This is a genomic window from Paenibacillus sp. FSL M7-0420, from assembly GCF_038002345.1.
Classification (GTDB): Bacteria; Bacillota; Bacilli; order Paenibacillales; family Paenibacillaceae; genus Paenibacillus_AQ.
Genome location: NZ_JBBOCJ010000001.1, coordinates 2271551 through 2298368 on the forward strand (window position 1 = coordinate 2271551; position 26818 = coordinate 2298368).

22 protein-coding genes and 1 tRNA gene are annotated in these 26818 nt (G+C 51.5%); 20 read left to right on the forward strand and 3 right to left on the reverse strand.

Annotated elements, in window-relative coordinates; genetic code table 11:
* The first annotated feature begins 77 nt into the window (after positions 1 to 77).
* Entirely contained in the window at positions 78 to 752 is a 675-nt protein-coding gene (gene catA, locus MKX51_RS09470; RefSeq protein ID WP_340992174.1) for a type A chloramphenicol O-acetyltransferase, read from the forward strand.
* Between the two features lie 88 nt (positions 753 to 840).
* Here the strand turns inward: catA and MKX51_RS09475 are convergent, their stop codons facing one another.
* Entirely contained in the window at positions 841 to 2556 is a 1716-nt protein-coding gene (locus MKX51_RS09475; RefSeq protein WP_340942035.1) for an ABC transporter ATP-binding protein, read from the reverse strand.
* Positions 2557 to 2776: 220 nt separating this feature from the next.
* Here MKX51_RS09475 and MKX51_RS09480 point away from each other — a divergent pair, with 220 nt between their 5' ends.
* The 19 genes from MKX51_RS09480 (at position 2777) to MKX51_RS09570 (ending at position 23425) form a co-directional block, all read left to right on the forward strand.
* Positions 2777 to 2881, forward strand: a complete 105-nt coding sequence (locus MKX51_RS09480; protein WP_340942033.1) for a YjcZ family sporulation protein — start codon at positions 2777 to 2779, stop codon at positions 2879 to 2881.
* A 192-nt stretch (positions 2882 to 3073) separates the two neighbouring features.
* On the forward strand, positions 3074 to 4306 hold the full coding sequence (locus MKX51_RS09485; RefSeq protein WP_340992175.1) for a CynX/NimT family MFS transporter: 1233 nt from the start codon (positions 3074 to 3076) through the stop codon (positions 4304 to 4306).
* A 157-nt stretch (positions 4307 to 4463) separates the two neighbouring features.
* Entirely contained in the window at positions 4464 to 5474 is a 1011-nt protein-coding gene (locus MKX51_RS09490; protein WP_340992176.1) for an ABC transporter substrate-binding protein, read from the forward strand.
* 124 nt (positions 5475 to 5598) lie between these two features.
* Positions 5599 to 7209: a helix-turn-helix domain-containing protein gene (locus tag MKX51_RS09495; protein WP_340992177.1), complete on the forward strand. Its 1611-nt coding sequence runs from the start codon at positions 5599 to 5601 to the stop codon at positions 7207 to 7209.
* A gap of 99 nt (positions 7210 to 7308) precedes the next feature.
* Positions 7309 to 7392: transfer RNA gene (locus tag MKX51_RS09500), tRNA-Leu, on the forward strand.
* A gap of 437 nt (positions 7393 to 7829) precedes the next feature.
* Positions 7830 to 8075, forward strand: coding sequence for an acyl carrier protein (locus MKX51_RS09505; RefSeq protein WP_076078321.1), 246 nt, complete (start codon positions 7830 to 7832; stop codon positions 8073 to 8075).
* 12 nt (positions 8076 to 8087) lie between these two features.
* Positions 8088 to 9416 carry a hypothetical protein gene (locus MKX51_RS09510; RefSeq protein WP_340992178.1) on the forward strand — a complete coding sequence of 443 codons (1329 nt, stop codon included), beginning with the start codon at positions 8088 to 8090 and terminating at the stop codon, positions 9414 to 9416.
* Between the two features lie 33 nt (positions 9417 to 9449).
* The gene (locus MKX51_RS09515; RefSeq protein WP_340992179.1) at positions 9450 to 10559 is read left to right on the forward strand and encodes a hypothetical protein; all 1110 of its coding nucleotides are present in this window, start codon (positions 9450 to 9452) and stop codon (positions 10557 to 10559) included.
* Entirely contained in the window at positions 10513 to 11691 is a 1179-nt protein-coding gene (locus MKX51_RS09520) for a radical SAM protein (RefSeq protein ID WP_340992180.1), read from the forward strand. The genes MKX51_RS09515 and MKX51_RS09520 overlap by 47 nt, the downstream gene beginning before the upstream one ends.
* Before the next feature lie 2 nt (positions 11692 to 11693).
* Entirely contained in the window at positions 11694 to 12581 is an 888-nt protein-coding gene (locus tag MKX51_RS09525; protein WP_340992181.1) for a hypothetical protein, read from the forward strand.
* Positions 12581 to 13492, forward strand: coding sequence for an FkbM family methyltransferase (locus MKX51_RS09530; protein WP_340992182.1), 912 nt, complete (start codon positions 12581 to 12583; stop codon positions 13490 to 13492). Before MKX51_RS09525 ends, MKX51_RS09530 begins: the two co-directional genes overlap by 1 nt.
* 10 nt (positions 13493 to 13502) lie before the next feature.
* Entirely contained in the window at positions 13503 to 14486 is a 984-nt protein-coding gene (locus MKX51_RS09535; RefSeq protein WP_340992183.1) for an ABC transporter ATP-binding protein, read from the forward strand.
* Complete coding sequence (locus MKX51_RS09540; protein ID WP_340992184.1) at positions 14483 to 15286, forward strand: ABC transporter permease; 804 nt, start codon at positions 14483 to 14485, stop codon at positions 15284 to 15286. The genes MKX51_RS09535 and MKX51_RS09540 overlap by 4 nt, the downstream gene beginning before the upstream one ends.
* 9 nt (positions 15287 to 15295) lie before the next feature.
* Complete coding sequence (locus tag MKX51_RS09545) at positions 15296 to 16099, forward strand: ABC transporter permease (RefSeq protein ID WP_340992185.1); 804 nt, start codon at positions 15296 to 15298, stop codon at positions 16097 to 16099.
* Between the two features lie 27 nt (positions 16100 to 16126).
* A complete protein-coding gene (locus MKX51_RS09550; RefSeq protein ID WP_340992186.1) occupies positions 16127 to 17185 on the forward strand; it encodes a Gfo/Idh/MocA family protein in 1059 nt (352 codons plus the stop codon).
* The gene (locus MKX51_RS09555) at positions 17175 to 17429 is read left to right on the forward strand and encodes an acyl carrier protein (protein WP_340942014.1); all 255 of its coding nucleotides are present in this window, start codon (positions 17175 to 17177) and stop codon (positions 17427 to 17429) included. Before MKX51_RS09550 ends, MKX51_RS09555 begins: the two co-directional genes overlap by 11 nt.
* Positions 17423 to 18916, forward strand: coding sequence for a discoidin domain-containing protein (locus MKX51_RS09560; protein ID WP_340992187.1), 1494 nt, complete (start codon positions 17423 to 17425; stop codon positions 18914 to 18916). Before MKX51_RS09555 ends, MKX51_RS09560 begins: the two co-directional genes overlap by 7 nt.
* Positions 18917 to 19032: 116 nt before the next feature.
* A complete protein-coding gene (locus MKX51_RS09565) occupies positions 19033 to 21477 on the forward strand; it encodes a glycoside hydrolase family 38 N-terminal domain-containing protein (RefSeq protein WP_340992188.1) in 2445 nt (814 codons plus the stop codon).
* A gap of 394 nt (positions 21478 to 21871) precedes the next feature.
* On the forward strand, positions 21872 to 23425 hold the full coding sequence (locus tag MKX51_RS09570) for a response regulator transcription factor (RefSeq protein WP_340992189.1): 1554 nt from the start codon (positions 21872 to 21874) through the stop codon (positions 23423 to 23425).
* A 573-nt stretch (positions 23426 to 23998) separates the two neighbouring features.
* Here the strand turns inward: MKX51_RS09570 and MKX51_RS09575 are convergent.
* Together MKX51_RS09575 and MKX51_RS09580 are read right to left on the reverse strand one after the other, a co-directional pair.
* Entirely contained in the window at positions 23999 to 24952 is a 954-nt protein-coding gene (locus MKX51_RS09575; RefSeq protein WP_340992190.1) for an ROK family protein, read from the reverse strand.
* Positions 24942 to 26768 (reverse strand): class I mannose-6-phosphate isomerase, encoded by a 1827-nt coding sequence (locus MKX51_RS09580; protein ID WP_340992191.1) that lies wholly within the window; start codon positions 26766 to 26768, stop codon positions 24942 to 24944. Before MKX51_RS09580 ends, MKX51_RS09575 begins: the two co-directional genes overlap by 11 nt.
* Between the last annotated feature and the right edge of the window lie 50 nt (positions 26769 to 26818).

Here is a 26818-nt window from a genome sequence, read left to right on the forward strand (position 1 = left end):
GATGGGCTTCTAATGAAGAAAGCAGACAAGTCAGCCTCCTAAATTCAGTTTACACAACCATTTAGGAGGCATAGCCAATGATTTTTAATCCGATTGATATGGAGAACTGGAAAAGACAAGAGATCTTTAATCATTATCTGAACCAGGGTACGACCTTCAGCATGACGGCAGAAATTGAGATTAGCGGTTTATACCGGAAGATAAAGCAACAAGAATATAAGCTGTATCCTGCCCTTCTATTCTTAATGACCCGTGTGGTCAACTCCAATACAGCGTTCAGAATGGGGTACAATAGTGCGGGGGAACTAGGGTATTGGGACAAGGTAGACCCGCTGTATACGATTGCTGACAGTGTCTCGGAATCCTTCTCTGCAATTTGGACGGCTGGCACGGGTGATTTCAGAGCGTTCCATGATTCTTATCTGTCTGATGTTGAGAATTATAAGGATTCCGGGAGATTGTTCCCCAAGACGCCGATTCCTGAGCATACCTTTTCTGTATCTATGATTCCGTGGACGTCCTTTACCGGATTTAACCTGAATATCAGCAATAATGGGAATTACCTTCTGCCCATTATTACCGCAGGGAAATTTATGACTAAAGGCGATTCCATATACCTGCCGCTGTCGTTGCAAGTCCATCATGCGGTCTGTGACGGTTATCATGCAGGATGGTTCATGAACGAGGTTCAGGCCATAGCAGATCGTGCTGAGGAATGGATTAATTATGCACCACATTTTGATTCAAAATAAAGAAACCTTCCGGTATACGGCTTAAGCCGTATACCGGAAGGTTTTTCTGGGTCCAATAGTCTTGTCCGCTCCGCATCAATAGAAGCCCCTAAGCATTATACTGCGCCTGATACAGGCGGCTGTAAGTGCCTCCGGCGTTCACCAGCTCCTCGTGGCGGCCTTCCTCGGAGATGCCGTCCTCGCTTACAACAACGATCCGGTCGGCGTTCTTGATCGTCGTCAGGCGGTGGGCAATGACCAGCGTGGTGCGGCCCACCGACAGGTCGGCCAGTGACTGCTGGATCGCTGCTTCTGTCTCGGTGTCGAGCGCAGAGGTCGCTTCATCCAGGATCAGAATCGGCGGATTCTTCAGGAACATCCGGGCGATGGCCAGGCGCTGCTTCTGTCCGCCGGACAGCTTGACGCCGCGTTCGCCGATCACAGTGTCCATGCCATCCGGCAGGCTGTTAATCAGCTCCTCCAGGCGGGCCTGACGGGCAGCCTGCCAAATTTCCGGCAGTCCTGCATCAAGCTTGCCGTAGGCAATATTCTCACGGATCGTGCCGGAGAAGAGGAACACATCCTGCTGCACGATTCCGATCTGCTTGCGCAGCGAGCTGAGCTTCAACTCACGGATGTCGATCCCGTCGATGGAGATCGAGCCGCCGGTCACATCGTAGAACCGGGGGAGCAGGCTGCAGATGGTTGTTTTACCTGCACCGGAGGGTCCCACGAAGGCGATAGTTTCACCGGCGTTAACCTCCAGGCTAATATCCTCCAGCACCTTCCGGTCCGCTTCGTAGCCGAAGCTGACATGGCTGAAAGAGATATCTCCGCGAAGCGGGCCTGCCTCTACGGCATCCGGTTTGTCGGCAATGTCCGGTTCAGTGTCGATGACCTCCAGATAACGCTTGAATCCGGCAATCCCCTTCGGGTAGCTCTCGATAACGGCATTGATCTTCTCAATCGGCCGGAAGAAGACGTTAGACAGCAGAATGAAAGCGACGAATTCCCCGATTTCCAGCTCTCCCTGAATGAAGAACCACGCCCCGCAGACCATCACGACAATGGTGATCAGACGGGTCATCATATAGCTGACCGAGGAGCTTTTGGCCATCAGCTTGTACGCCATCAGCTTGGTCTCGCGGAACTTCTGGTTGTCCACCGCGAACAGCTCTTTCTCGAATTCTTCATTGGCAAAAGACTGGACCACACGGATGCCGCCGACATTATCCTCAATCCGGGCATTGAAGTTCCCTACGTTGCCGAATAGACGGTGATAGGTTTCAGTCATGCTGCGTCCGAAATGGATAATGACCCAGGCCATAATCGGCACGATGATGAACGTAATCACAGCCAGCTGGAGATTGATATCGGCCATCAGCACAAATGCGCCGACCAGCGTCATGACCGCAATGAACACATCCTCCGGCCCGTGATGCGCGACTTCCCCGATATCGTTCAGGTCATTGGTTATTCTGCCGAGCAGGTGACCTGTTTTGTTGTTGTCGAAGAACCGGAAGCTGAGCTTCTGGATATGATCGAACATTTTTTTACGCATATTGGTTTCAATATTAATGCCCAGCATATGCCCCCAATAGGTAACGACATAGTTCATTGCTGTATTGAGCGCATAAATCCCGAGCAGGGCAACGCAGGCAATCAGAATCAGCGGCCAATCCTGACCCGGCAGCAGATCATCAATGAATTTATTGACAGCCACCGGAAAAGCAAGCTCCAGCAGACCGGCACCCACCGCACAGGTGAAATCAAGGATAAACAGCTTCTTGTAAGGACGGTAATAGGAGAAAAAACGACGCAGCATCTCTTGTTCACTCTTTTCTGTAATATGTTATGTATCTGGTTATTGAGATTGATTCTCAACTGAACCTTATGTTTAGGATACTAAAGCGGGTTACACGTTTTGTCAACGGTGAGAACATTTAAATTAGAAATATACTGCGGAATTCATTGCCGTTTAACCCATACCGAAAGGCGGTTTCATACATATTTTAACAGCATCCAGGCATAAAGGAGGAGTTAACATGAGCGAAAATATTGGGGGATACGGCGGAGCTTTCACTTCGACTGGAGCGATTCTGGTTCTGTTCATCCTGCTCGTAATTATCTCTAAATCCCTCTGGGTGTAATTCGGGTTCACCTGCTCTGCTGCCGCTGGTCACTTGACCGGCGGTTGTCTTCTGTCCAGGAGGCTGCTCCATCAAGCGATATGGTATAATGAAATAATGCGCCTTGGTTGAAGGGCGTAATACATATAGCGGCTGTATTCCCTGACAAGCTCCGGGCTTGACGGGTGCTTTGCTGCGACCTGGAGGTACAACATGAAGCTCGGCCGTGAAAATCACAAGAGGACAAGCCCGGCCTTGTCCTCATCTGCTGCGGATATCCGCAGGAGATGGATGCTCGTCACCGGAATCATCTGTGTGGCCGCTGCCCTGCGCGCTCCGTTCACTTCCGTCGGACCTCTGCTGGAGATGATCCGGGATGACCTGGGGTTATCTAATACTCTGGCGGGAGCGATTACGACTTTGCCTTTACTGGCGTTTGCCCTGCTGTCACCGTTTGCACCCCGGCTTGCCCGCAAGCTGGGACTGCCCAATATCCTGGTGCTGGCCATGCTTACCCTGTCCATGGGAATTCTGGTCCGTTCGGCTTCCGGCACGTTAACCTTCTTCGCAGGTACGGCGATGATCGGTCTGTCGATTGCCGTCTGTAATGTGCTGCTGCCGGGACTGATCAAGGGTAAATTTCCGCACCGCATCGGTCTGATGACCGGAATCTATACCGTGTCCATGAACATATGTGCAGCGGCGGCTTCGGGGCTGAGTGTTCCCTTGGCCACCCGTGCGGGGCTGGGGTGGAGAGGGACGCTGGCGCTCTGGTTCATGATTGCTGCACTGGCTACGATCTTCTGGATTCCGCAGCTGAAGAGTCTGGGCGCGGGACAGGCAGACACTGCCTCCTCTTCAGCGGCACGGGTCTGGCGCTCCCCGCTAGCCTGGCAGGTTACGCTGTTCATGGGGCTGCAATCCCTGCTCTATTATGTGCTGATCGCCTGGTTCTCGGTGATCCTAGGTGAGCGGGGGATGTCTGCCGGCCATGCCGGCTGGATTCTCTCGCTGATGCAGCTGGCCCAACTGCCGTTCACCTTCTTCGTGCCGCTCTGGGTGGGAAGGATGAAGAACCAGCGGCTGCCGGTGGTGATCACTTCGGTTCTGTTTATCGCTGGCATCCTTGGCGTCTGGCTGGGCAGTACCGCACTGATGGCATTATGGGCTATCTGCATAGGGATTGCCGGAGGCTTCGCCTTCGGTCTGGCGATGATGTTCTTCAGCCTGCGCACCCGGACCACACAGGAGGCCAGCGAGCTGTCAGGGATGGCCCAGTCTGCAGGATATTTGCTGGCGGCGGCGGGACCTGCACTGTTTGGCCTGCTGCATGATGCTGCGGGGAGCTGGAATGTACCGCTTGCGCTGCTTGTCTTAGCAAGCGTACTGCTGTTCGCAGCCGGTATGGGGGCCGGACGCGACAGATATGTGGGAGACCGGTTATAAACGATGGGCCCGTCAGCTTGGCGGGGTCAAACGATAAGTTTGTATAAGATTTTCGCTGAGAAAGTGCATTGTAAGCTGATCACGGCATGCTACTATTGTGTTTAAGATCATCTGAGAATGATTATCAATGAAATTAGACACAGGAGTGAAGAGAGACATGAACAATTGGGGCCGGAAAATCATTTGGACCGCTGTACTTATCCTGGCAATGTCCGCTATCGCGGCGTGCGGAAATAAGAATAAGGCTGCGGACAGCAAGGATGTGCAGACAGGCAATGCGGTTGCTGCCACCGCAGCTCCTGCGGAGACTGGCGGAGCGGCAGCTTCAGAAGGGGCGACACGGACGGTTACCGGAGAATTCGGGGAGGTGGAGATTCCGGCGAACCCTAAGCGGATCGCGGGAATCTATGTTGAGGATTACCTGAAGGCGCTCGGCGTTACCCCGGTGGTGCAGTGGTATCATCCCAGCTGGGGCAAGCAGGATTATCTGAATTTGGCTGTGCCGGAATACGATATTACCGGAAGCATGGAAGCCCTGCTTGAGAAAAATCCGGATCTGATCATCGCCGACGGCGGGGCGGATGAGGCAAGATACGAGCAATATTCCAAGGTTGCACCTACCTACCGCCTGCCGGAGAGCGTATTGCAGGATTCAAGGCTAATCCTTACAGCGGTCGCAGACGCGCTCGGTATTCCAGAGAAGGGGAAGGCTGTGCTGGCCGGATATGACCAGAAGGTAGCAGACGGCAAAGCTGCGTTGCAGCAGGCCTTGGGACAAGAGAAGGTGGCTGTGATCCGGCTTAATGTGGCAGACAAAACCGTTGCTCTTTTTGGAGTCAACAATCGCTATACCGGTGTGCTCTATAATCAATTCGGTCTGACACCTGTTCCTATGGCCGCTGAGATGACGGAATTCCAGTCGATCATCTCCGAGGAAGTGATCCCGGAGCTTGGGGCGGACCATATCATTATCTTCCCTGACAACGGCGGATGGGACAGTGAAGCCAATCAAGAAGCCATCAAGATGCTGGATGGACCCCTCTGGAAGAACCTGCCTGCGGTCAAGAACGGCAATATCTACCGGATGGAGCGTTCCCACTGGCAATCCGGGGGGATTACCGCCAACCAGATGAAGCTGGATGATCTGCTTAAGGCAATGGTGAAGTAATTCAGCGTTAAGAGGCCGTGAGTCTATGAGTGAGAAGAAGGTCTATCCGCAAGGTTGATAGATCTTCTTTTTTGTTTTACACTGGAGTCTATGATAATGATTCTCAGTCAGGAGGGGCGGCAGAATGACCGAACAGTTGCAGGAACACACCAGGAGAAGGCTGCTCCACAGCCTGATAAATATAGAAGCGGTTACACGCTCCCCGTCCGGGAAGGATCAGACCGAAGTCTATCAGGAGCATACTCTAATCATTGTGTCCGAAGGGCAGGGGTGGCTGAAGGCAGAGGACAGAAGGTACTTTTTGGACAAAGGGGCCGGGTTCCTGATCGAAGCCGGATCACTGAACCGGATTCAGGCCGGCGAGCAGGGGATCAGCTGGTACCGGATGGAGTTCGCGCTGATTCCCGCAGGGCATGTTAAGCTTGGCACCGGAGATAAGGGGCAGGAGGAACATGCAGAATATTTGCTCTGCCCGGGATATCTGGACTGCCGGCCGTTCTCACAGTGTGCTCTGCTGCTGGATTCCATCTATTATAGCTTCCGGCGCCCGGAGGATATTGAATGGTTCACGGCTCAGACCCGGTTCCAGGAGCTGCTGCTGTTGATTATGCGGGCGAATACTCCGGTACTGAAGGCTAAGGATGACCGTGAGGCCGTGGAAGCCTCGATCCGCTATATGGAAGAGCATTGCAGTGAACCGTTATCTGTCGATCAGCTGGCTGAGATTGCAGGGATCGGGCGTGCGCGTTATACGCAGATGTTCAAAGAAATTACCGGCCGGATGCCCTTGGAGCACCTGAACGGGCTGCGTATTGAACGGGCACAGCAGCAGCTTCTGCTGACCCGGGACCGGCTGCACGAGGTTGCCCTGGCTGCAGGCTACAGCAATGAGTATTATTTCAACCGGCGCTTCAAAAGAACAGTAGGGGTGACTCCCGGACAATACAGAAGCCTCCATCAGGAGGGCGTCCGGGTATTTGCCCCTTTTCTGGAGGATTATCTGCTGGCGCTCGGCATTACTCCGGTCGTGCAGTATTGCCATGCCAAGTGGGGCAAGCAGGAATACCTCGGGCTGGATCAGGTTCCGGCGTTCGATATCTCCAGCGGAGACTGGCAAGGACTCATCCGTTACAGTCCTGAGCTGATTATGCTGGATGACGGCTTCCAGCGCTGGCAGCTTGGAGAGTGCCGCCAGGTGGCTCCATTATTCCGGCTCCCGTTCCATCAGGAAGACTGGAGGGCCACGCTCCGCAGCGCAGGTGCAGTCTTCGGGAGAACGGGTCGGGTGCAGGAGGTCATCAGCGAATATGAACAACAAGCCCGTCAGGCCAGGCGGCTGCTCAGCCGCAGCGTCCAGGGGCAGACAGTGGCATTGCTGCGGATTTCTGCCCATGGCGTTGCCCTGTATGGCAGTGAGAATCTGGGGTACTCAGCCCATGTTCTGCATGAAGATCTGGGGATGCAGCGGCATCCTGCTGTCCAGCGTCTTACCCGGGGACAGAAGCGTGTCAATCTGACCAATGAAGAGCTGTCAGGGGTGACCGCAGATCATTTGTTCATCACGTTTGACCTTCAGGAAGGGGAGAGCCGGGAGCTGCTGGAGACACAGCTCTGGAGAAGTCTGCCTGCTGTACGCAACCGCTGTGTGTACGAGGTGGATTTCATGGCCTGGATGAATTACGGTGTCCTGTCGCATCAGCGGAAGATCGCGGATGTGCTGAAGGTATTGGCTTGAAGAAGACCTCTGTGCAGTAAAATAAAAAATGCTTGCAATTCCGCTCCAAAGAGAGTATATTCTTAATTACGGTGATTGAATCACTGCAATACATAATATGCGGTCATGGCGGAATTGGCAGACGCGCTGGCTTCAGGTGCCAGTGATAGCAATATCGTGGAGGTTCGAGTCCTCTTGACCGCATCATAGCTTACAATACAGGTTCTTGCTTGGCATTTATGCCGGCAGGGACCTGTTTTTGTTTGTCTATTTTTTAAGATCCTTTTTAGGTTGAACTTGAAAATAGAAAGACAGGGAAAAGTGGCGGAGGGGAATTTTGGAACTGTAGGAGCGATAGCGTCCGCCTTTGTCTGCGGATTTCCACCGCGAACAGCGGTATACAATCAAGAAATCTGCAGACAACAGCGGCCGGAGGGCCAAACATTCTCTGGAGTCACGGCAATCCCATACTAGTAAAACTACAAGTTTAATCTATATAGTTCTTTTCCCACTGTAATCATTCCAATAAAAATCCTATACATATCATAAAAATGTGAGTTAGATGCCGGAACCCTGAGGCTGTATCATAACTAGTAAGCAATTCGTTTATTTAAAATTCATGATGCGAGGAGAACGGTGATATGCAGGATACCATTGTGCGGATCTTGAGTGAAATTAAGAACAATCCAGAGCTGTTACTCACGGCCACTGAAGCCACCGATATTGTGAATGAGGTAGGTCTGGATTCCCTGCAGATGATTAATTTCATTCTCCGGATTGAAGACGAATTTGAAATTGAGTTTGATTTTGATCATTTTGCCTATGAGGATTTCCAGTCGATCGGGGATTTCATGGGGTTCATCACAGCCACGCAAACTGCTTCTTAAGGGGGCTTCATTATGAAGCCAACCGTGGTTCTGGGCACCTTTGATTCCGAGGCGTGGTGGCGGAGTCCGAATAGATCTATGCTTCCTTCTATGAGCAGCAGCCAAGCTGTGACGATGGGTATGGATGAATTGTTGTTTCCGTTATGCAAGGAGCAGGACATTCTGTTCACCCGGCAGCCCATGGACGAGCAGCTTAGAAGCTATTTATCGCAGCTCGGCTATACCTTCACCCATGTTCATTGCAGAAATCCCGTTCATGCGGATGACTACAGGCTGCATGTATTTGATCTTCTAATGGCTGATGCAAGCTACTACCAGCAGCTCCTTCCTACAGAGGCTCTGATCTCTCCCTATTCTATACTGTCCGATACCAGTGAGTTAGTGCGCAGGTTCAATTTCGGTAATCAGTTTCCCTCCTTAGATACAGTTCGAGCAGTGAATTCAAAGATTTATTCTCATGAACTAAGACAACGATTGGGCACTCGCAATAGTTCCTCTATAGCTGACAGTTCGGAGGAACTGCTGACCCTGGGCTCGGAGCTGCTACAGACCGGACAAGTGCTGGTGAAGGACCCCCTGGGTGTCTCAGGCCGGGGCAATATGTTGATTTCGAGCGAGCGAATGCTGAAGAGAATTGCGGCCTATCTGCAAGAGCAAGAGAATCGAGGCAAACAAACACAGTTCATTATCGAACCCCTGCTTGATAAAACGGAGGATTTCTCCTGTCAGCTGTTCATTACAGCGCAGGGGGAAGTGCAATACCTCTCTGTTCAAAAGATGGTAAACGACGCCTTCTCTTATTCAGGCTCCTATCCTGCCGATGCCGGGTTTATCGAGGCGCTCTGGAACAACCATTATTTCAGCATCATGGAAGAAGCCTGCAAGGATTTATTTAAGACAGGCTATCACGGAGATGTATGTATAGATTCCATGCTGCTGGCAAGCGGTGAGCTGGTGCCCATCGTTGAGATTAACGCCAGAAAGTCCATGGGGCTGATTAATCATCATGTCAATCAATATGTCCGGCAGTATTCCATGTTCAGCTTTTTGACCTTTATCTCGGCAGGCTGCTCTACGGAAGTGACCATGCTGCAGATTCTCGAGGCTCTAGGTTCCAACAAATTGTTGTTTACGCAAGAAAACAGGCAAGGAATTATACCGCTGGGTGCAAGCACGCTTATAGGCTCAGGACATACAGCATTCGCTGAGGCGGAGTCTGAATGGCGGAAGGGGAAGCTTTATGTAGCTGCTCCCTATACCTCAGATGTGAGTGAAGCATTAACTCTAGTTCAGCGGGTGAAGGATGTCTTGAAGTCTCTGTCGATGAAGATTTATAACTAACCAGTCTTTATTGTACAACGAGGGAGCTGACAAATGATTACCATTTTATGCTCATCTGTCGCATTGGGGGTATATACGCCCGCGGTCCTGTTACGTGAAGAGCTAAGCGGGTACTATGAGGCCGATCTTGAAGTGCTGGAAAGCCTGTATTCGCCCGGGACAAGACTGAAATTAACCGAAAACAAAAAGGTTTTCTCTAAGAGGTTTGAAGTAGCCAAGCTGGGTCACAGAATGATCAGGGATATTACACCGAATCTGGACCCGGATCGGGTAACCCGGATTTTAGGCAAGTGGGCTGAAGAGAACCGGAGGGTGTTTATGGTTTTCTCGGGGTTCTGGATGCCCATTCTAGAAGAGTACGCGAAGAGTTACCGCAAGGATGTCCATGTGGAGCTGATTCATATGGATGCGGTCATATCCCCTTCGTGGAAGCTGTATTCCAACAATATCCGGAATGATCTATTTACGGTGAATGATGTCTGGTTTTTTGACGGGGCGGCTGAGCGGGTGAATTATACTATTTCCATGGGTCTTGCTGCCCCTAAGGATTATAAGGAACGTGACAACCGGCTCGTTATCCATGGCGGCGGCTGGGGAATGGGGACCTACAAGGAAACGGCAGCAGAGCTGAATCACTTCCTGGACTTGAACATCGTCATTCATGAGCTGGCGGATGATCAGGCTTATGGAGCCGGCCACCGTTACTACATGGTGAAGCCGGGCTGGTCGCCCTGGATGAAGAACGAAGAGAATGAATATACCCTGCCGCCGTTCGGTGAAGTGATCCGTCAGTGCTTCAACGAGGATACGGGGGTGAAGCATAGCTTCTATCAGCTGATCTGTAACTCGAAGGCTATTATCAGCAAGCCGGGGGGAGGAACCCTGCTGGATTCGCTGGAATCCTTCACCCCGGTTATTTTCCTGGAGCCGCTGGGTGAGCATGAAGCCTGCAACGCTGAGCTATGGGAGCGGCTGGGTTTTGGCATAAGGTATGAGCAATGGATGAGTATGGGTTGTCCGCTTGAGATTTTGGAGGCATGCAGTGAGAACTTAAGAAGCTATAAGGCTCAGGTGTTAAATTATGGGAGGTGCTTTCATGAGACAGCCGCAAACATCCGTAGTGCTGGACCGGGATTCCTTTGAACGGTTAAAGAAAACCATTAAGCATATGTCGGTCACGCACAAACAGGTTCACCTTAACCCTACGTATTCTACGAATCTTCCGGTCGAGGTCGGGCTTAAATTAACCAATGGCTGCAATCTGCGCTGCAAGCATTGCTTTGAATGGAACGCTGAGGGGTATCACCGGGATTTGGGCAGAGCCGAGCAGAGAGAAGAGCTGGATTTCGCTGTGATTGAGAAAGTATTCCGGCAGACCAAAGAAACGAACGCCAATATGTTCCTGTGGGGAGGAGAGCCTCTGTACTACAGCCGCTTCAATGAACTGGCCGATCTGCTGGAGCAGGACCCCCGATGGACAGTGTTATGCACCAACGGAATTCAAATCATCGAGAAGCTGGATTCTATCCTCAAAATGTCTAATAGTCTGGTCTGTCTGATCAGTCTGGAAGGCTTCGAAGCGGAGAATGATGCGATCCGGGGAAAAGGCACCTTCAAGAAGGTGATGGCAGGTATTGATAAGCTGCTGGAGCTGGAGAAGGAGGGCATCTACCAGGGGAAAATCTCTATCCATCTGACCATCAGTGATGTCATGATTGATAAGCTGTATGATTTTGTGGAGTTTTTTGAGAATAAGGGAATTGACTCGGTATATATTACCTTCCCGTGGTATTTGCCGGATGAGGTCTCGAGTAATATGGACCGCTATTTCAACGAGCATTTCAAGTGGCTGGCGGACGATCTGGAGGAAGGGCACCGCAACAGCTGGCATTCGTTCAAATATCGAATCTCACCCGATAGGATTGATTCGCTGCTTGCACAGATGGAGAGGATTAACCAGCGAACCTGGAATTTAAGAACACGTTATCAGCCCGCGCTCGAACTGGATGAAGTACGGGACTTTGTATTGGGTTCAGAGAAGCCTGCCCAGAACAAAACGCAATGCCTGTCGATCCGCACCAGACTGGATGTGCTGGCTGACGGCGAAGTCAGCGCCTGCAAATTATTTCCGGAGTTCTCCTTGGGGAATCTGGCGGACCAGGATCTCAAAGACATATGGGATGGCGACAATTTTGAAAGGGTCCGGGAAACCCTGCGATGCGGCCTGATGCCGGTATGCTCCAAATGCATTCTGCTGTATCTTCACGGAAAATAAGCATGAAGGCTACAACGAAGAATTACGCGGTGAGCCGCAAGCTGACGGATTGGGCGGTTCCCTTTGGCCCCTATGATTGTTTGTTGAATGCGGTTACATTGTGGCTGTCTGTTCATCATGCCGATCCGAAGCCGCTGTACAGGTATAATTTCTCCATTAATTATTATGCAGGCTATGACTGGTTCGACAGTACGGTGCCGGTGAATGAGCTGTTTAGCTTCATCCGGCGTGCTTATGGGGTTGAAGGGAAGCCTTGCCGTTTAGACTCGTTGGATCGCGGAGAGATGTATCTGCTGCCGGTGGACGCCTATTATGTGCCCTACATGAAGGAATTTTACGGGAAGGGCCATATGCTGCATTATGTGCTGGCTGAAGCGGCAGACGATCAGAGCTTGAGAATTACAGATCCTTATTTTGCAACAAGCCTATTGGCAGAACGGACTTGCGTGGAGCAGGCCTGGCGCACCTTCAGTGAACCGGTTATGGAAATCAGCCCGCCTCTCAGCCTGAATCCTGACCTGAACGCTATCCGGCCTTACTTAACTACACAGCCCTATGAAGAGTTACTCACCAGTACCTTTGCCCAAATTGCGGAACGGATCATGGATGTTGGAGCTTATAGGGAGTCGGAGAATTTAATGGATAACCCTGTGTTCAAACAACGGTTTGGCTGCATCCGTACGATTGCTCTATCGCGGTTCAGGCATTTCGGTACCTGCAGTACCATGGATGTTGCTCCCCTCGGCTCAGCCTGGAGGAAGCTTGAAGTGAGCTTTATGAAGATGACTATAAGCGTGGACAGAGGGGTAACGGCTACCGTGAAGCAGCTGAAGCAGCTTGCGGAGGATGAGCTGGCTTATTTACATTCCTATGCAACAGGAGGCCGATGATGCCGGACGAAACCAGATATGAGCAAATCCAGCGGATGTTTTGGGAGAAGAGGGTCGAGGCTGTCCAATTGCTTAGACGGGCGCTGAAAGAGCAGGTGGAGCAGATTGAGATTCATAAGGATGAGACCCGGATCAGGCTTACAGATGGCAGACGGTTTCATTGGGATCTCGGGCACTTGAACAGTCTAGGTTTTCTCATGCGGGATGGATTTGTGGAGCGCGAGGAGAGCCGGTTGTTGTCCATACTGATCCGTGAAGGATTTGAAGTGTTTGATATCGGGGCGAATTATGGATGGTATTCCACGTTATTCGCACAAGCGGTGGGGCAGAAGGGTAGAGTTCATAGCTTTGAGCCGGTAAGCCCCACCTTCTCTGAACTGGCAAGAAACATCCAATTAAATAACCTGCAGAACGTCGTTCTTAATCAGCTTGCGCTGTCTGACTATAACGGGGAAGCGGAGATCTATCTGCCTGTAGTAAGCGGGTCGGAGGATGCTGCGTTAATTATTGACCCGGCCTTGCAGCATGAAACCTACCGTTGCCGGGTGCAGACGCTGGATACGTACATTCAGCAGCAGCATATCAGCCATATTGACCTGATCAAAATCGATATTGAAGGCGGCGAATTAAAAGCATTACAGGGATTGGAGCAGTATTTGCAGCAGCATCATGAGAAGCCCATGCTCATGCTGGAAGCGACGGAGGTTTTGGCTTTGCGGTTCGGTAATTCGATAAGTGATGTATTCCGGTTTTTGAAGCAGTATCAGTATCAGCTCTTTCAACTGTCCGCAGAGGAGCTTGTTGAGCTGGATAGCGCTGCGGAAGTGCAGGCACAGAATATATTTGGTCTGCAGCCGGAGCATATCCGGAGGTACAGCCCGTTCATCAGATTGATAACCATTGCAAAGTAGGGATGCCGGTATGGTCATTCATGTGGATCAATTGAGCAAGTCCTTTGACTACTACAAAAAAGAAACGGGAATCCGAAACTCGGTCAAGAATTTGTTCCACCGGGAGAAATTAACCAAGGCTGCCGTGAACAAGGTCTCGTTTGATATTAACGAAGGCGAGATGGTTGCGTTTCTGGGTCCGAACGGAGCAGGCAAAACCACCACTCTGAAAATGCTCTCCGGTATTCTTTATCCGACTGATGGCAGTGCGGAGGTGCTGGGCTACACGCCCTGGGAGAGAAAAAATGACTTCAAGAAGCAATTTTCCATTGTCATGGGCCAAAAAAACCAGCTGTGGCTGGATCTGCCGGCAAGCGATTCCCTGTACTTAAACAAATGCATTTATGAAATCAGCGATCAGAAGTATAAGGATACCCTTGACGAGTTAGTGACGCTGATGGATGTAGGGCACCTGCTGCATGTACAGGTCCGAAGACTGTCCCTGGGTGAACGGATGAAGATGGAGCTGATCGCAGCTTTGCTGCACCGGCCCCGGATTATTTTTCTGGATGAGCCGACGATTGGCCTGGATCTGGTGTCACAGAAGAACATCCGCGAGTTCCTCAAGGCGTACAATCATGAATTCCGCACGACCCTGCTGCTTACGAGCCACTATATGAAGGATATTGAAGACCTGTGTAAGCGGACCATCGTGATCAATCAGGGCAAGCTGGTGTATGACGGGGAGATCCGCAAAATCAACGAGGTCATGAATGAGAAAAAACGAATGAAGCTGACCTTCTCGGCCATCGTCGAGCGGAAGGATCTGGCCGTTATGGGTTCGATTAAAGAATATAACGGACATGATGTCATTCTCGAAGTGGAGCGTGCGAAGTTCAAGGAGTATTCCAGAATGGCCATGGATCACTTTCCCGTCATTGATCTGAATCTGGAGGATATTCCCCTGGAAGAAGCCATTGCACGTTTATATGAACAGCCGGAGCCGCGCAGATGAACAATAAATTTGCAGTCAGCTTTTCGCTGGGAATCCAGAACTCCATGGAATACCGCTTTAACTTTTTTATGGGTTTCGCCAGTCTCTTCTTCCCTATCTTCATCCAGCTCTTCCTGTGGAAGGCGGTATACAGCCATGCCTCCAATATGAACTTATATGGCTATACCTACCAGCAGATGATCGTCTACACCATCGTAGCTGCCCTGATCTCGCGGCTGGTGGCTACGGGTCTGGAATATGACATTAACCATGATATCAAGAGCGGGGGGCTCAATAAATATCTGGTGCGGCCGGTCGGTTATTTTCCTTATAAAATATGTGTCTACCTTGGCGGGAAGGTCCTCTCGTTTGCCATTACGTTAATCATGCTGCTGGGCGTGGTGCTGTTCATGGTGTATTACTTCAAGGCACCAATCAGCGTATCGCGCATACTGGTTTTTGGTATCGTGCTTATACTGGCGGTTGTGCTTAATTTCATGATCTCCTTCTCGGTCAGTGCGATTGCGTTCTGGTTAAACGATGTCTCTTATTTTTTTCATGTTACAGCGTTATTGATTCAGATCTTTAGCGGCGGGATTTTCCCGCTTGATATTTTTGGGGCGACATGGCTGGCTGTCTTCGATTACCTGCCGTTCAAGTATACGATCTACATGCCGGTGAATGTAATCAATGGCAAGCTGACCCTGCTTCAGGCGCTGCATGTGATAGAGCTTCAACTATTATGGATTGGACTCCTTCTGTTGCTTACGCGCTATATCTGGAAAGTGGCGATCAAGAAATATATTGCCGTAGGGGGTTAAGGGGACCCGATGCTTAGATCACTCCGGAAGTACGGTTTCATATACACCTTGTTCATCAAAAATTCCCTGATGTCCCAAATGGAGTATCGGGTGAATTTCCTGATGGGTCTGCTGGTGGAGACCTCTTACCTGTTCGCCAAATTCCTGTATGTGATTATTGTTTATGAGGCCGGCTTAACGCTGGATGGCGTGCCCATTGATGCGATATTGCTGTTTATTGGTACCTACACCTTGATGACGGGGCTGTATTGGGGACTGTTTGCCATCAACTTCGTGCAGATCCCGGAGCATGTAAGAACGGGGTCACTCGATCTTTTGTTAACGAAGCCGATATCCCTGCAATTTATGATGACGTTACGGAATGTGGACTTTGGCCTGGCGATTCCGAATGTGCTGGGCGGCGTGACCATGATTGTGGTGGGCTGGAGAAGACTGGGGCTTCCGGCCGATGCTGCTTCAATAGGCGGGTTCATCTTCTTCCTTGTGCTGGGGCTGTTCGTGACCTACACCCTGTTCCTGATCCCGCAATTATTATCGTTCTGGTTCATTCAGATTGCTGCTGTCAATGACATCTCCAACGGCCTGTTCGAGCTGAATAACATGCCAATGATGATTTACTCCAAATGGATACAGCGTATAGGGGTATTTGTTATCCCTGTTCTATTGATTACTAACTTTTCACCCTTATTCGTGCTGGACCGGTTACATCCGGGCCTCTTCCTCTGGGCCATTCTGTCTCCCATCCTGCTGCTGGGAATCACGAGATGGATCTGGTCCACAGCGATTCGTAATTACAACAGCTCAGGCGGCTAGATATCCGGAATCACAGGAGGTAAGGATATGAATACTCAGAAGCAGTATAAGATTGGAATTTTGGGCTGCTCCACGATAGCGCCGTTCTCGATTATTAACCCGGTCAGGGAGCTTGATCAATTTGTAACGTATGGTGTGGCTTCGCGTGATGTGGACCGGTCTGCAGCCTATGCGCTGAAGCATCAGATTCCGCATGTTTTTGAGAGCTACGATAAGCTGCTGGCATCGCCGGACATTGATGTGGTCTATATACCATTATCCAATTTCCTGCATAAGGAATGGACGCTGAAGGCGATTGAGGCGGGCAAGCATGTCTTGATTGAAAAACCGATAGCCTTACATGCCGATGAGGTGCTGTTCATCAATGAACGGGCCAGGCAGCAGGGTGTGCATGTCCTTGAAGCGCTAATGGTCCAGCATCATTCGTGGCAGCAGGATATAACAGATATGATTAGAGCTGAAACCTACGGCAAACTGAAAAAAATCAAAACCCGCATCTCCTTTGAAATTCTGCAAAGCAACTATAGCGCGGATAATTACCGGTTCAAGCCGGAGTACGGCGGCGGCTGTTTCATCGACGAATGCTCGTACTGGCTGCAGTTTATCCAAAAGGTTATCGGCCTAACGCCGCAGACACTGGACGGATTCTCGACATTCTCAGGCATTAATCAATGCGACTGGACCTTTCATGCGGCGCTGCAATATGAGGGGGGCGTCGAGGCAGAGTTCCTGGGTTCGTTTGAAATGCCGAACAATGCCACCCACTGGCTGGAGTTTGAGCGGGCCAAGGTAAGGATCAGCGGCTTTTTTAAGCCTTGCTATGGGGATTATAAGATCATTATTCAGGTTGAACATACGGAAGAGGGAACAACAGACAAGCTTGTATACTCTCCGCAAAATTACTATGTGAACCAGCTCAGGTTCTTGGCTGAGGTTCTTGGGGGCACCAGAGAGAACATTCCCTTATCTGAATCCTATGAACGGGTGGCAACCATGAACACCATCTATGAGATTGCCAGGAAGAAGCATGCCGGGCAGCCTCCCCTGGAAGATAGAGCGGACGGGGAGGCTGTGAATGTTGGATAACCGAGAACAGGAGCTGCGTAAGCTGCTCGCTCAATTGCCCGGCGGTTCTCCCCGTCTGAAGAATGCAGGTATGGACGCGGATTTGCGAGGTTATGGCATGGATTCTTTGCTGTTTATTCATTTTGCGGTGGTCCTGGAAGAGCATTTCTCAATAGAGGTGAGCCCGGAATTTCTCGATATAGATAAACTATACAGTCTTCAGAAGTGGAGAGAATATATTGATTCACAGGATCTCGTATGTTAGTAGCCCTGGAGATGGACTATTACAGCGAGGGCTACCGGACCATGCACTCCAATTGTGTGGATTTGCCTATGGCGGGTGCCGCAGGCTTTCATCAGTATGAGAATTATTTCTACTATACCTTTTTGTATGCAGTCATGATGAATTGGGGAGAGGCAGCGGGCGGGGACTGGGTGGCCTCCAGGTGCACTATTCTTAACAAGCTGGGACTAACCCTTAAGGTAACTGAGGTCTCGGATGCTGCTGAGCTTCTGCCGGCGATTCGCATGAACATTGATCAGCAGTGCCCGGTCGTGATGATTGCCAACTACAACTACCTGTTTTTTTTGAGCCAATACGGGACGGTCATTGATGATCATGCCTTTCTAATCACGGAATATGATTCTGCCAGAAGGCTGTTTGTGATCCGGGAGAATCAGCTGAACAAGGAGGTCACCTTGAATGTGATGAAGGGGGAGCCTTTCTTCAAGCTGCAGCTGACCGAGGAATTGATAGCGGATATCTGGAGTAAATCCAATGCTTCTTTTAAGGAAATCAGGAATTATTGTTATAACAAGCTGTTCAGCGTAGCGAAAATAGGCGAACCGGAGGTTCACAGCTATCTGGAGCTGGTTGAGGATTTCGCACAGTGCTGCTATGAGAACTGTTCTAATCATTTGATCGAAGCGGTGGATCGTTTCAATGACAATGTCTCTCTTATGGAGGGGCTTAATGACGCAAGTGCCATTGCGGTTGAATTTGAAACCATGCGCAGGAGCTTTCATGGCTCGGCGATCATTATGTTCGATATCTTTGAGAAGGCGCTGCCCTGGTTATCCTCTCATGAAGAATGGCGGCAGATCTTCGGCGGGTTCCGGGATCGATATATCAAATTCAGATACCAGCTCATCTCTGGCTGGCATGCGGATACGCTGAGACGGAAGCTGATGCCGCCGGGTAGAGTGCTTCAGCTTAAAGAGGAGATTAGACAACTGGATACGGAGCTGTTCTCTCTGCTGGGCAAGCTGCTCGCCTATCACCATAAGGAGCAAGAGGCGCACCATGCCGCACAGGCTTGGACGAATTATGCGGCTTGTGCTGCGGTGTCGGCGGATAGTGAGTACAGCCTTGACCCGGCGACCGTCTGTCAAGCCAGCCAGGCGGTGAACGGCAAATGGGAGAATTGGGTCACGGATTCCTGGCATTCGGACACCGCCCAGCCCGTCCATTGGCTGCTGCTGGATCTGCTTAAGCCCAGAGAGATTAGGAAAGTTGTGATCAGGCATTCGCCTGCCCCCGGTTATATCACGATGGATTATGAGCTTCAGGGAAGCAACGACACAGAGCAGTGGGAGCAGATAGCGGCTGTACGGAATAATGAGTCTGTCTTAACCGTGCATGAGGCTGACGGCTGTTCGTTCAGATATATCAGACTATATATTACTTATCCGGCCCAGAATGATTTTCAGGCGCGGATCTTTGAGCTTGAAGTGTGGGGGCTGCCTGTATAACCCAACCCTCAAGAATCTGATATGTTTCAAAAAAAAGTAGGATATCCTTCCATTTGGCCTGCTGGATATAATGGAAATGTGAAAAATAAAATGCCATATTGATTGGAGAATCAAGCATGAACAACAAGAAGAAATGGACGATTTATGTGATTCATCATTCCCATACGGATATTGGCTACACCGAGCGGCAAGAGAAGATTGAGCAATATCACGTGGACTTTATCAGGCAGGCCATTGCGATCTGTGAGGCGGCTCAGACGGAGGACCGTAAGGAATGGGCGGGCTTTAAATGGACCTGCGAAACCTTCTGGGCCGTGGAGAAATTCTTGGAGGAAGCCACGGAAGAGGAGAAGGAACAATTTGCAGCCGCGCTCAGACGCGGGGATATTGAGCTATCGGGCACCTACTTGAATATGACGGAACTGATTAATTTCGAGCTGCTGGGCAGTATGCTTGCACGGGCTGGGCAATTCGCCCGGCCGCTGGGGCTTCAAGTGAAGTCGGCCATGACTGCGGATGTTAACGGATACAGCTGGGGCTATGCACAGGCTTTGGCAGACGCAGGAGTCGAGAATTTGCTGTCCAGTATCCACACGCATCATGGAATGTTTGCCATCGGGCGCAAGCAATTCCCCTTTTATTGGGAGACGCCCAAAGGCAACCGCCTGCTGGTGTGGAGCGGTGAGCATTACATGATGGGGAATGATCTGGGGATCAATCCGGATGGGGCATTATCTTATACCATCAAAGACGAAGACCCGGTATGGGGGATCTCTAAAGATCACTGGAAGCTGGCCGAGACCCGCATTGCCCGCTATCTGGATCAGCTGGAGAAGGAGCAGTATCCCTACGATTTCGTATTGGTGAACGTCATGGGGCTGCTGCGGGATAACTCGGCGCCGAATCCCGGAATCATGACCTTCATCAAGGAATGGAATCAGAAGCACGGGGACCGTGTTGAGCTTGAAATGACAACGCTTAACCGGTACTTCGACCTGTTGCGGCAGCAGGAGGCCGAGATTCCTGTCTATAGCGGTGACTGGCCGGACTGGTGGTCCGATGGTGTGGCTTCAACCGCGATGCACACCCAGATCTTCAGGAATGCCCAGCGAACCCTTGACGTCGTCAAGCGGCTGGACCCGGAGCGCAAGCTGGCGGCGTCAAGCGATATTGCCCAGGCAGAGCAGCAATTAATGATGTATGCCGAGCATACCTGGGGATATCATTCCTCCATCTCGGAGCCCTGGCACATCATGGTGCAGGAGCTTGCCGTCCGCAAAGAGGCGTATGCCGCCAATGCCAGCAGACTCGTTCATGCCTCGCTGGATACGGTACTGAAGGCGCGGGGCGATGTGCTGCTGCGGGCAGACCGGGCATTCACCTATAAAGTAATCAATTCCTTCGATTACCCCGTAGAGGATCTGGCTCATTTCTATCTGGAGGAGCAGTGGGAAGCGGATTATTTCCGGCAGGGGCTTGAGGTGGTCGATGAGCAGAGCGGAGAAGTGGTCCACCATCAGCAGGAGAAGGTAAGCAGGGGATACCAGATTGCGGTCATGGTCAAGCTGGGCGCGAAGGAAGAGAAGCGGTTCAGTATCCGGGAAGCTTCGAAGACCGTCCCGGTGACGACGAGCAGCACCCGCTTGCGGGGAGCCGACCGGATTCATGATATCCGCGATATCTTCCCTCCTGTGCAGGAGGAGACTCCGCGGCTGTTCATCACGGAAAACCACATAGAATCGCCTTACGTACGAATTGCGTGGAGAGCCGGAGAAGGCATCGTCTCCTGGATGGATACACAAACAGGCCAGGAATTCATTGATCCCCGTCAGGCTCACGGAGCCTTCACTCCGGTGTATGAAGTGACCCCCGGCGGCGGTGACGACCAGATGACCGTTCGGAGAATCATGGGCAGGAACCGCAAAGGCATGAATGTGGAGCGTTCGGAGGGTGTCCTCTCAGGCGTGAAGGAAATAACGAACGGTCCGGTGTACGGCATCATTGAATTGAAATATCAGGTTCAAGGGATGAGCCACTATTCGTTATTCCTGAAGGTGTTCAAGGACCGGAAGCGAGTCGATGTCTCCGTCCGCATCCACAAGGATAGCGTGTGGGACCCGGAGAATGTGTACGTCGCCCTCCCCTTTAGTGCAGGCGGCAGCAGTGAGCTGTGGTTCGAGAAGGCCGGGGCTGTCCTAAGGCCGGGAGTAGATCAGATCCCGGGCACCTGTACAGATTTCTATTGTATTCAGGAAGGGCTTGCGGTGATATCCCCTCAAGGCGGGCTGTCCATTGCCACCCCGGATACGCCGCTGATGCAGACCGGACCTCTGGAATACGGCCCAAGACTCGTGCAGGGCCAGCAGGAAGAGGGCGCTCACAAGTCGTTATATGCCTGGGTACTGACCAATTACTGGGAGACGAACTTCAAGGCCACCCTCGGGGGCTTCTACGAATTTCGCTATATGCTGCAATGGGGAAGCGAAGCGGGTACGGCAGAGCAAGCTATTCAGTTGTGCCACAGCGCCAATGCAGGCACGGTTGCATTCAGAACCACATAAATTCCGGCGGACATTAGAAGGGCTGAATCTTTTATAGAGAAGCCCTTTTTTTGTCTAATTTATAGGCTTCAAGCTATGTAAGAAGCACTAAAAGAAATTAACAAAAAGCAAAAGAAGCGAAGGGGAAATTTGGAACTGTAGGAGCGGTAGCGACCGCCTTTGTCACCGGATTTCCACCGCGAAGAGCGGAATAAATCAAGAAATCTGGGGACAACAGCGGCCGGAAGTCCAAATGTTCACCGCAGTGACGATGAAGCTTCAAGTTCATATCTTAAGGGCGTTTTATTTATAGATTGAACTTGAAAATATACGGACAGGGAAAAGTGACGGAGGAGAATTTGGCACCACACTCTATATAGAAATGAGCCTTGTGTAAAAAGGGGAGGCGTGCGCTGTGTACCGTATTCTGATTGTGGACGACGAACGCATTGAGAGAGAGGGCATTCAGCAATTAATACAGGAACACTATCCGGAAGTGGAGACCATCCTGGCGGCGAATGGCGAGATTGCGCTGGAGATCATCGGGAAGCACAGGATTGATATTCTGATTACGGATATCAAGATGCCCTTTATGGATGGGCTGGAGTTGTCGGAGAAGGTTAGCAGCCTGGGTCTGGATATTGAAATGATCATCTTCAGCGCTTACCATGAGTTTGAATATGCGAGAAGAGCCTTGCGGACCAACATATCGAATTATTTGCTCAAGCCGGTTCATATCCCGGAGTTTCTCAGTGTGGTGAATGAGGCGGTTCAGGCCTGCGAAGACAAAGCGGCAGAGAAATTGCGGAACGAACAACTGGTGGAGGGATATAACCGGGGACTTCTGTATGAGAAGGAAAAAATGCTGCTGGACTCCCTAAACGGAGTGAAAATAAATACGGAGGCATGGATGTCCCCCGAACTGCTGGAATATGTCCAACACAAGCATTGGCTGCATATGATTCTGGTGGATTGCCGCCGGAAGTTTTTTGATATTCACAACGATGAATTCATTAGGCTGTTACACGATAACCTCAGCTACGCCTTCGATTATGTCAACTTGAGCGAGCACCAGAGTATGCTGTTCGTCAAGCACCCCTGTCCTCTCCCCAAAGAGACGCTGCGGCTGCTTGGAGATCAGCTTATCCGCGCCGCCGCCGGGAGCCTGGAGCTGAATGTGGGTCTGGTGATCGGCAGAGCGGTGAATCAGCCGCAGCAGTTATATGATGCCTATACCGAGATGGAGCAGATGCTGGAATTCAAGTTTTTCATGGATGAGTATACCCTTCTATTTGCCGATGAACCCTTTGAGCAAGCGGGCTTTGACGAGATCGAATTGAATCCGATTCTGGATAAGGTCTACCAGTGTCTGGAGTATAACGATTTTACCGGTACGAAATACAGTATAGAGCTGCTGTTCACCTACCTGAGAACCAAGGGGCAATTCTCGTCTCTGTACACCAAGTTCATCTGTTCGGAAATTATGAAAAAGGTGGTGACGAGAGAGAAAAACCATGAGCCTGCGGAAATGAATCATTACTTGGACCAAATTCATAAGACCGTATCTCTTCAGGATCTGAAGGATCATATGTTTGCGATCCTGTCCCTCATGGAAACCGGCAGCGGAGCCAGCCCAAAGAGGTCCGCCAATCTCAAGCTGATCCGGACCATTACAGATTTAATCGACAAGGAGTACGATCAGGATCTCTCTTTGGAGGGCATTGCGGAGAGGGTCTATTTGACACCCAGTTACCTCAGTTATTTGTTCAAGAAGGAGACAGGTCAAAGTCTCATCCGGTACATCACGCAGGTGAGAATGGACAAAGCCGTCGAGCTGCTGAATACAACGAATATGAAGATTGTTGATATTTATAAGAAGCTGGGCTACAGAAGCTCTACCTATTTTATCCAGACGTTTCGTAATTACCATGGAGTCACTCCGGCCAGGTTCAGGGAAGGCTCTCCTTAGGGTTCACTCCGTCAGCTTCATCAATCATTAGCGGTTGCCGGAAAAGCTCCAACTATTTCTGTTTGTAACGGATACGGGGAATAGTTGGAGTATGTACATTATTGTAGTATCAGATGTAATTCTGTGAATACGGGCAAATCTCTGTGGTTTCATATAACGAAGCTGCACCGGCCGTTTGAGGTTGCTCCTAACGGACCTGAGAGACCCTATTCCCGGGAAAAGGCCACCTTTTACGGGTTAGCGGACTGAGGAGCCTTTATCGTCTCTCGATGAGAGGTCTAGGAGTAGAAATTCCATGAATAAGACCCATGGGGTCCGTTACTTTCAACAAGTGGTGCCTTCATCCGGAATAAGCGCGCCTCAGTCCGTTACGCTGGGTTAAATGCCCTTAAGGAACAACTTCCGTCTTCATCTGGGAATGGTGGAGGAGCTGGCCGCCTGGGAATGGCAGAAAAAGTCACCTGAAGGGGTTGGCTCCACTCCTGTGTCCTTCAGGCAGCATAGCGCCTCGTCCATCAGTTTAAATCTGACGCGCTACCAGGGTGCATTAACGAAACGTGATGATGCCCCCGCCTATCCCTCGCCGAACATCCGCGCAATGCCCCGGAAGGTATAGGCGAGAACATGCTCTGCCGTGCGGACGGTCAAGGCGGGGGAGGAAGGCCTCCGCAGGCGGTCCAGCAGAGCAGGCCCGAACAGGTCATGGCTTCGGGAGATTTGCCCGCCCAGCATGATGAAGTCCGGCCGGTAGCCGTCTACGTAAGGCTGGAGCAGCTCCCCGAGCCGGGCTCCGAATTCGGTGAATACCCCGCGCGCGGCAGCATTCCCCTCTCTGGCTTCATGGGCAAGCTCCTTCACATCCATGTCTGCTCCCGGAAGCCCCGCCTCCCCAATCCCGGCTTCACGGGCCAGCTTCAGGATGCCTCTTCTGGAGAACCAATCATCCGCCCTGCCGTCAAGATAAGGCTGGTCATACAGCCAGCCGTCCGGCGGGATGCCCGGTCCGGATTCCATGATCCGGGAGCTGTCGATGAAGGCGGAACCGAGGCCGGTTCCTAGCGTCAAGGCCATGAACCGCTCACGCGGGAATTCGGCGCTGACTCCCAGCGCAAACAGGCGTGCGTCATTCTCGAAGCGGATATCCATGTCCGGCAGCGGGCCGGCCTCACCGGAGGTGCCAGTGTGCCAGCGTGCGCGTAAGGCTTGGCCCAGATTCAGCCCGTAGATCGCCTCGAATTTGGCAAGCCCCCGGATCAGGCAGATCCCCTGCCTGTAATCGAACGGGCCGGGAAAAGCCATCCCGATATGATAGCGGCACTCCGTTACAGTGTCCCGGCGTTGGTGCTGATACAGGTCGTACTGGGCCTGAAAGATAGATCTGAAATGGTCAAGGATCGTTTCCCGGTCCCGGTCAGCCAGGGCGGGGAATTCCATGTCACTGCCTTGCAGCGGAAGGCCGTCCTCCAGCACGCAGGTCTTAATAAAAGTTCCGCCCACATCCAGCGCGAGTACGATATTACGGCTCAAGGAGACTCACATCCCATGCTGCGGAGACACCGGCCTTGATTAGCTTGCAGGGGCCGGAACCGGTATTGACGATGGTGTATTCCCCTAGTACAGCCGGGAGAATATACGATTCCGCATAATGCAGCTCCACATACACCGCCTCGTCCTCAGCAGACACAATCCGCACGCCCTCTCCTTCAACGAGGTTATACATGGTCATTTCGCCGCGTGTATCGTCTTTCCAGGTATCCTTCAGGTGAACACGGTGGACATAGAACAGCAGATCATCGCGCTGTCCCAGCACATACTCTTCATTCTCCCCTTGCTGCTGCAGAAGCACCGGCGAAGGCATAAGCTGATCTTCAACCCGGGCGGTCTTCTGAGTGAAGTCAATATTGTCGAAGGCGAAGTCGATGTTGATCGGCCGGGGTTTGCCGTCCAGATCCTTGCGCAGAAAATCATAGATTTTGAAGGTGAACCACCAGGTGGTCGAGGAAATCTCCAGCACCAGATTATCTTTGCCTGCGGAATGAACGGTTCCGGGCGGGATCAGGAACAGCTCGCCCTTCCGGGACGCATAACGGTTGACATAATCAGTCAGCGGCAGCGGGATGCCTGTCTCCTGAGCCTTCTGAACCTCATGGCGGAACTGCTCAGGTGTGCAGTCTTCAGTCAGTCCCAGATAGACCCTGGAATCCCCCTGCTGCTCCATGATGTAATAGGATTCCTGCTGGGCCATGAATTCATTGAACCGGCTGCGGATATAGTCCTGGGTAGGGTGGACCTGGCAGGACAGATTGTCTCCGTCCATCGTGTCCAGATAGTTGAAGCGGATCGGGAAATAATCTCCGAATAAGCCGGTCAGACGTTCCCCCAGAATCGCTGGATGCTCCTGCTGCATGACCAGCAGAAAAGGAATTTCCATCTCTTTGCCTTCATACCCTACAAGAATGGAATTCTCGGGGGCAATCGGCTCGAAGCTCCAGGCGCAGTTCACCCAATCCTCCGGCAGATCGGCCAGCTGTTTGAGGAATTGCCCGCCCCACACCCCCGGTGCATAAAAAGGCTTCACCCGCAGCGGTGACCCGGCAATATCCGAGATCATCCGGCGCAGGGACGGCACGGCAGTCATGACTGGCTGCTTGGGCTGATTCAGGTCGATGTAGTAGTCCATTTGATCCAGGATGTGTTTGCGGTAGGTTTCGAGAATAGGCCATTCCACGAACAGGGCGATTTTATATTTCTCCACCGCATCCCGGTTCCAGTTAAGGCCGAAACTCAGCAGCTCCTGCCGGTGGCCGGCCTGCTGGTATTCACGCGAGACATCCAGATAGCAGGCAAGATCGAACCGTCCCTCTCCAAGCCAGTAAGCTCCCGGGCCAAAAACTATACAGAATGCAGCCGAATCCGCGCCCTGCTCTGCCTCATCCAGCCTGCGGGCAGCGTCTGCCCTGGCCCCGGCCCGGAAATAATCCTCTATGCTACCATCAGTGAAATAGCCGAAGGCGCGGTTATCCGTAATATTGGCGGCAAAAAACTCCCGCAGCTCTTCGCCTGACTTGAGATAGCTGCCCGAGCCTATGAGGGACACGGAATGACCCGCTTGCTCAAGCGCTTCCACTGCCCGCTGCAGAACGGCTTGAAACGGGGCGCCGTGGGTTCCGTCAAAAGCAACATACAGCGTGCCGCTTCCCTTCACACTGGCGAGCTGAAGCAGGGAAGCGGTAATCGCAGAATAGCCTTCCCGGAGCACTGCGGGAGGAGCAGCCAAGGGTATGCCGTTCTGAGGAACAGAAATGGGGCTGCGTACAAGGTTGACCGGTCGTTTAACAAACATGGGGAAACTCACTCCTTCTAAGGGTCTACCACCATTGTAAGGAGTCCGTG

Coding starts and splice junctions, on each gene's coding strand:
- MKX51_RS09495 (WP_340992177.1), top strand. CDS start 5,599: ATGACCGAACAGTTGCAGGAACACACCAGGAGAAGGCTGCTCCACAGC.
- MKX51_RS09535 (WP_340992183.1), top strand. CDS start 13,503: ATGGTCATTCATGTGGATCAATTGAGCAAGTCCTTTGACTACTACAAA.
- MKX51_RS09555 (WP_340942014.1), top strand. CDS start 17,175: ATGTTGGATAACCGAGAACAGGAGCTGCGTAAGCTGCTCGCTCAATTG.
- MKX51_RS09540 (WP_340992184.1), top strand. CDS start 14,483: ATGAACAATAAATTTGCAGTCAGCTTTTCGCTGGGAATCCAGAACTCC.
- MKX51_RS09530 (WP_340992182.1), top strand. CDS start 12,581: ATGCCGGACGAAACCAGATATGAGCAAATCCAGCGGATGTTTTGGGAG.
- MKX51_RS09490 (WP_340992176.1), top strand. CDS start 4,464: ATGAACAATTGGGGCCGGAAAATCATTTGGACCGCTGTACTTATCCTG.
- MKX51_RS09550 (WP_340992186.1), top strand. CDS start 16,127: ATGAATACTCAGAAGCAGTATAAGATTGGAATTTTGGGCTGCTCCACG.
- MKX51_RS09565 (WP_340992188.1), top strand. CDS start 19,033: ATGAACAACAAGAAGAAATGGACGATTTATGTGATTCATCATTCCCAT.
- MKX51_RS09475 (WP_340942035.1), bottom strand. CDS start 2,556: ATGCTGCGTCGTTTTTTCTCCTATTACCGTCCTTACAAGAAGCTGTTT.
- MKX51_RS09580 (WP_340992191.1), bottom strand. CDS start 26,768: ATGTTTGTTAAACGACCGGTCAACCTTGTACGCAGCCCCATTTCTGTT.
- MKX51_RS09505 (WP_076078321.1), top strand. CDS start 7,830: ATGCAGGATACCATTGTGCGGATCTTGAGTGAAATTAAGAACAATCCA.
- MKX51_RS09510 (WP_340992178.1), top strand. CDS start 8,088: ATGAAGCCAACCGTGGTTCTGGGCACCTTTGATTCCGAGGCGTGGTGG.
- MKX51_RS09515 (WP_340992179.1), top strand. CDS start 9,450: ATGATTACCATTTTATGCTCATCTGTCGCATTGGGGGTATATACGCCC.
- MKX51_RS09545 (WP_340992185.1), top strand. CDS start 15,296: ATGCTTAGATCACTCCGGAAGTACGGTTTCATATACACCTTGTTCATC.
- MKX51_RS09480 (WP_340942033.1), top strand. CDS start 2,777: ATGAGCGAAAATATTGGGGGATACGGCGGAGCTTTCACTTCGACTGGA.
- catA (WP_340992174.1), top strand. CDS start 78: ATGATTTTTAATCCGATTGATATGGAGAACTGGAAAAGACAAGAGATC.
- MKX51_RS09485 (WP_340992175.1), top strand. CDS start 3,074: ATGAAGCTCGGCCGTGAAAATCACAAGAGGACAAGCCCGGCCTTGTCC.
- MKX51_RS09525 (WP_340992181.1), top strand. CDS start 11,694: ATGAAGGCTACAACGAAGAATTACGCGGTGAGCCGCAAGCTGACGGAT.
- MKX51_RS09560 (WP_340992187.1), top strand. CDS start 17,423: ATGTTAGTAGCCCTGGAGATGGACTATTACAGCGAGGGCTACCGGACC.
- MKX51_RS09520 (WP_340992180.1), top strand. CDS start 10,513: ATGAGACAGCCGCAAACATCCGTAGTGCTGGACCGGGATTCCTTTGAA.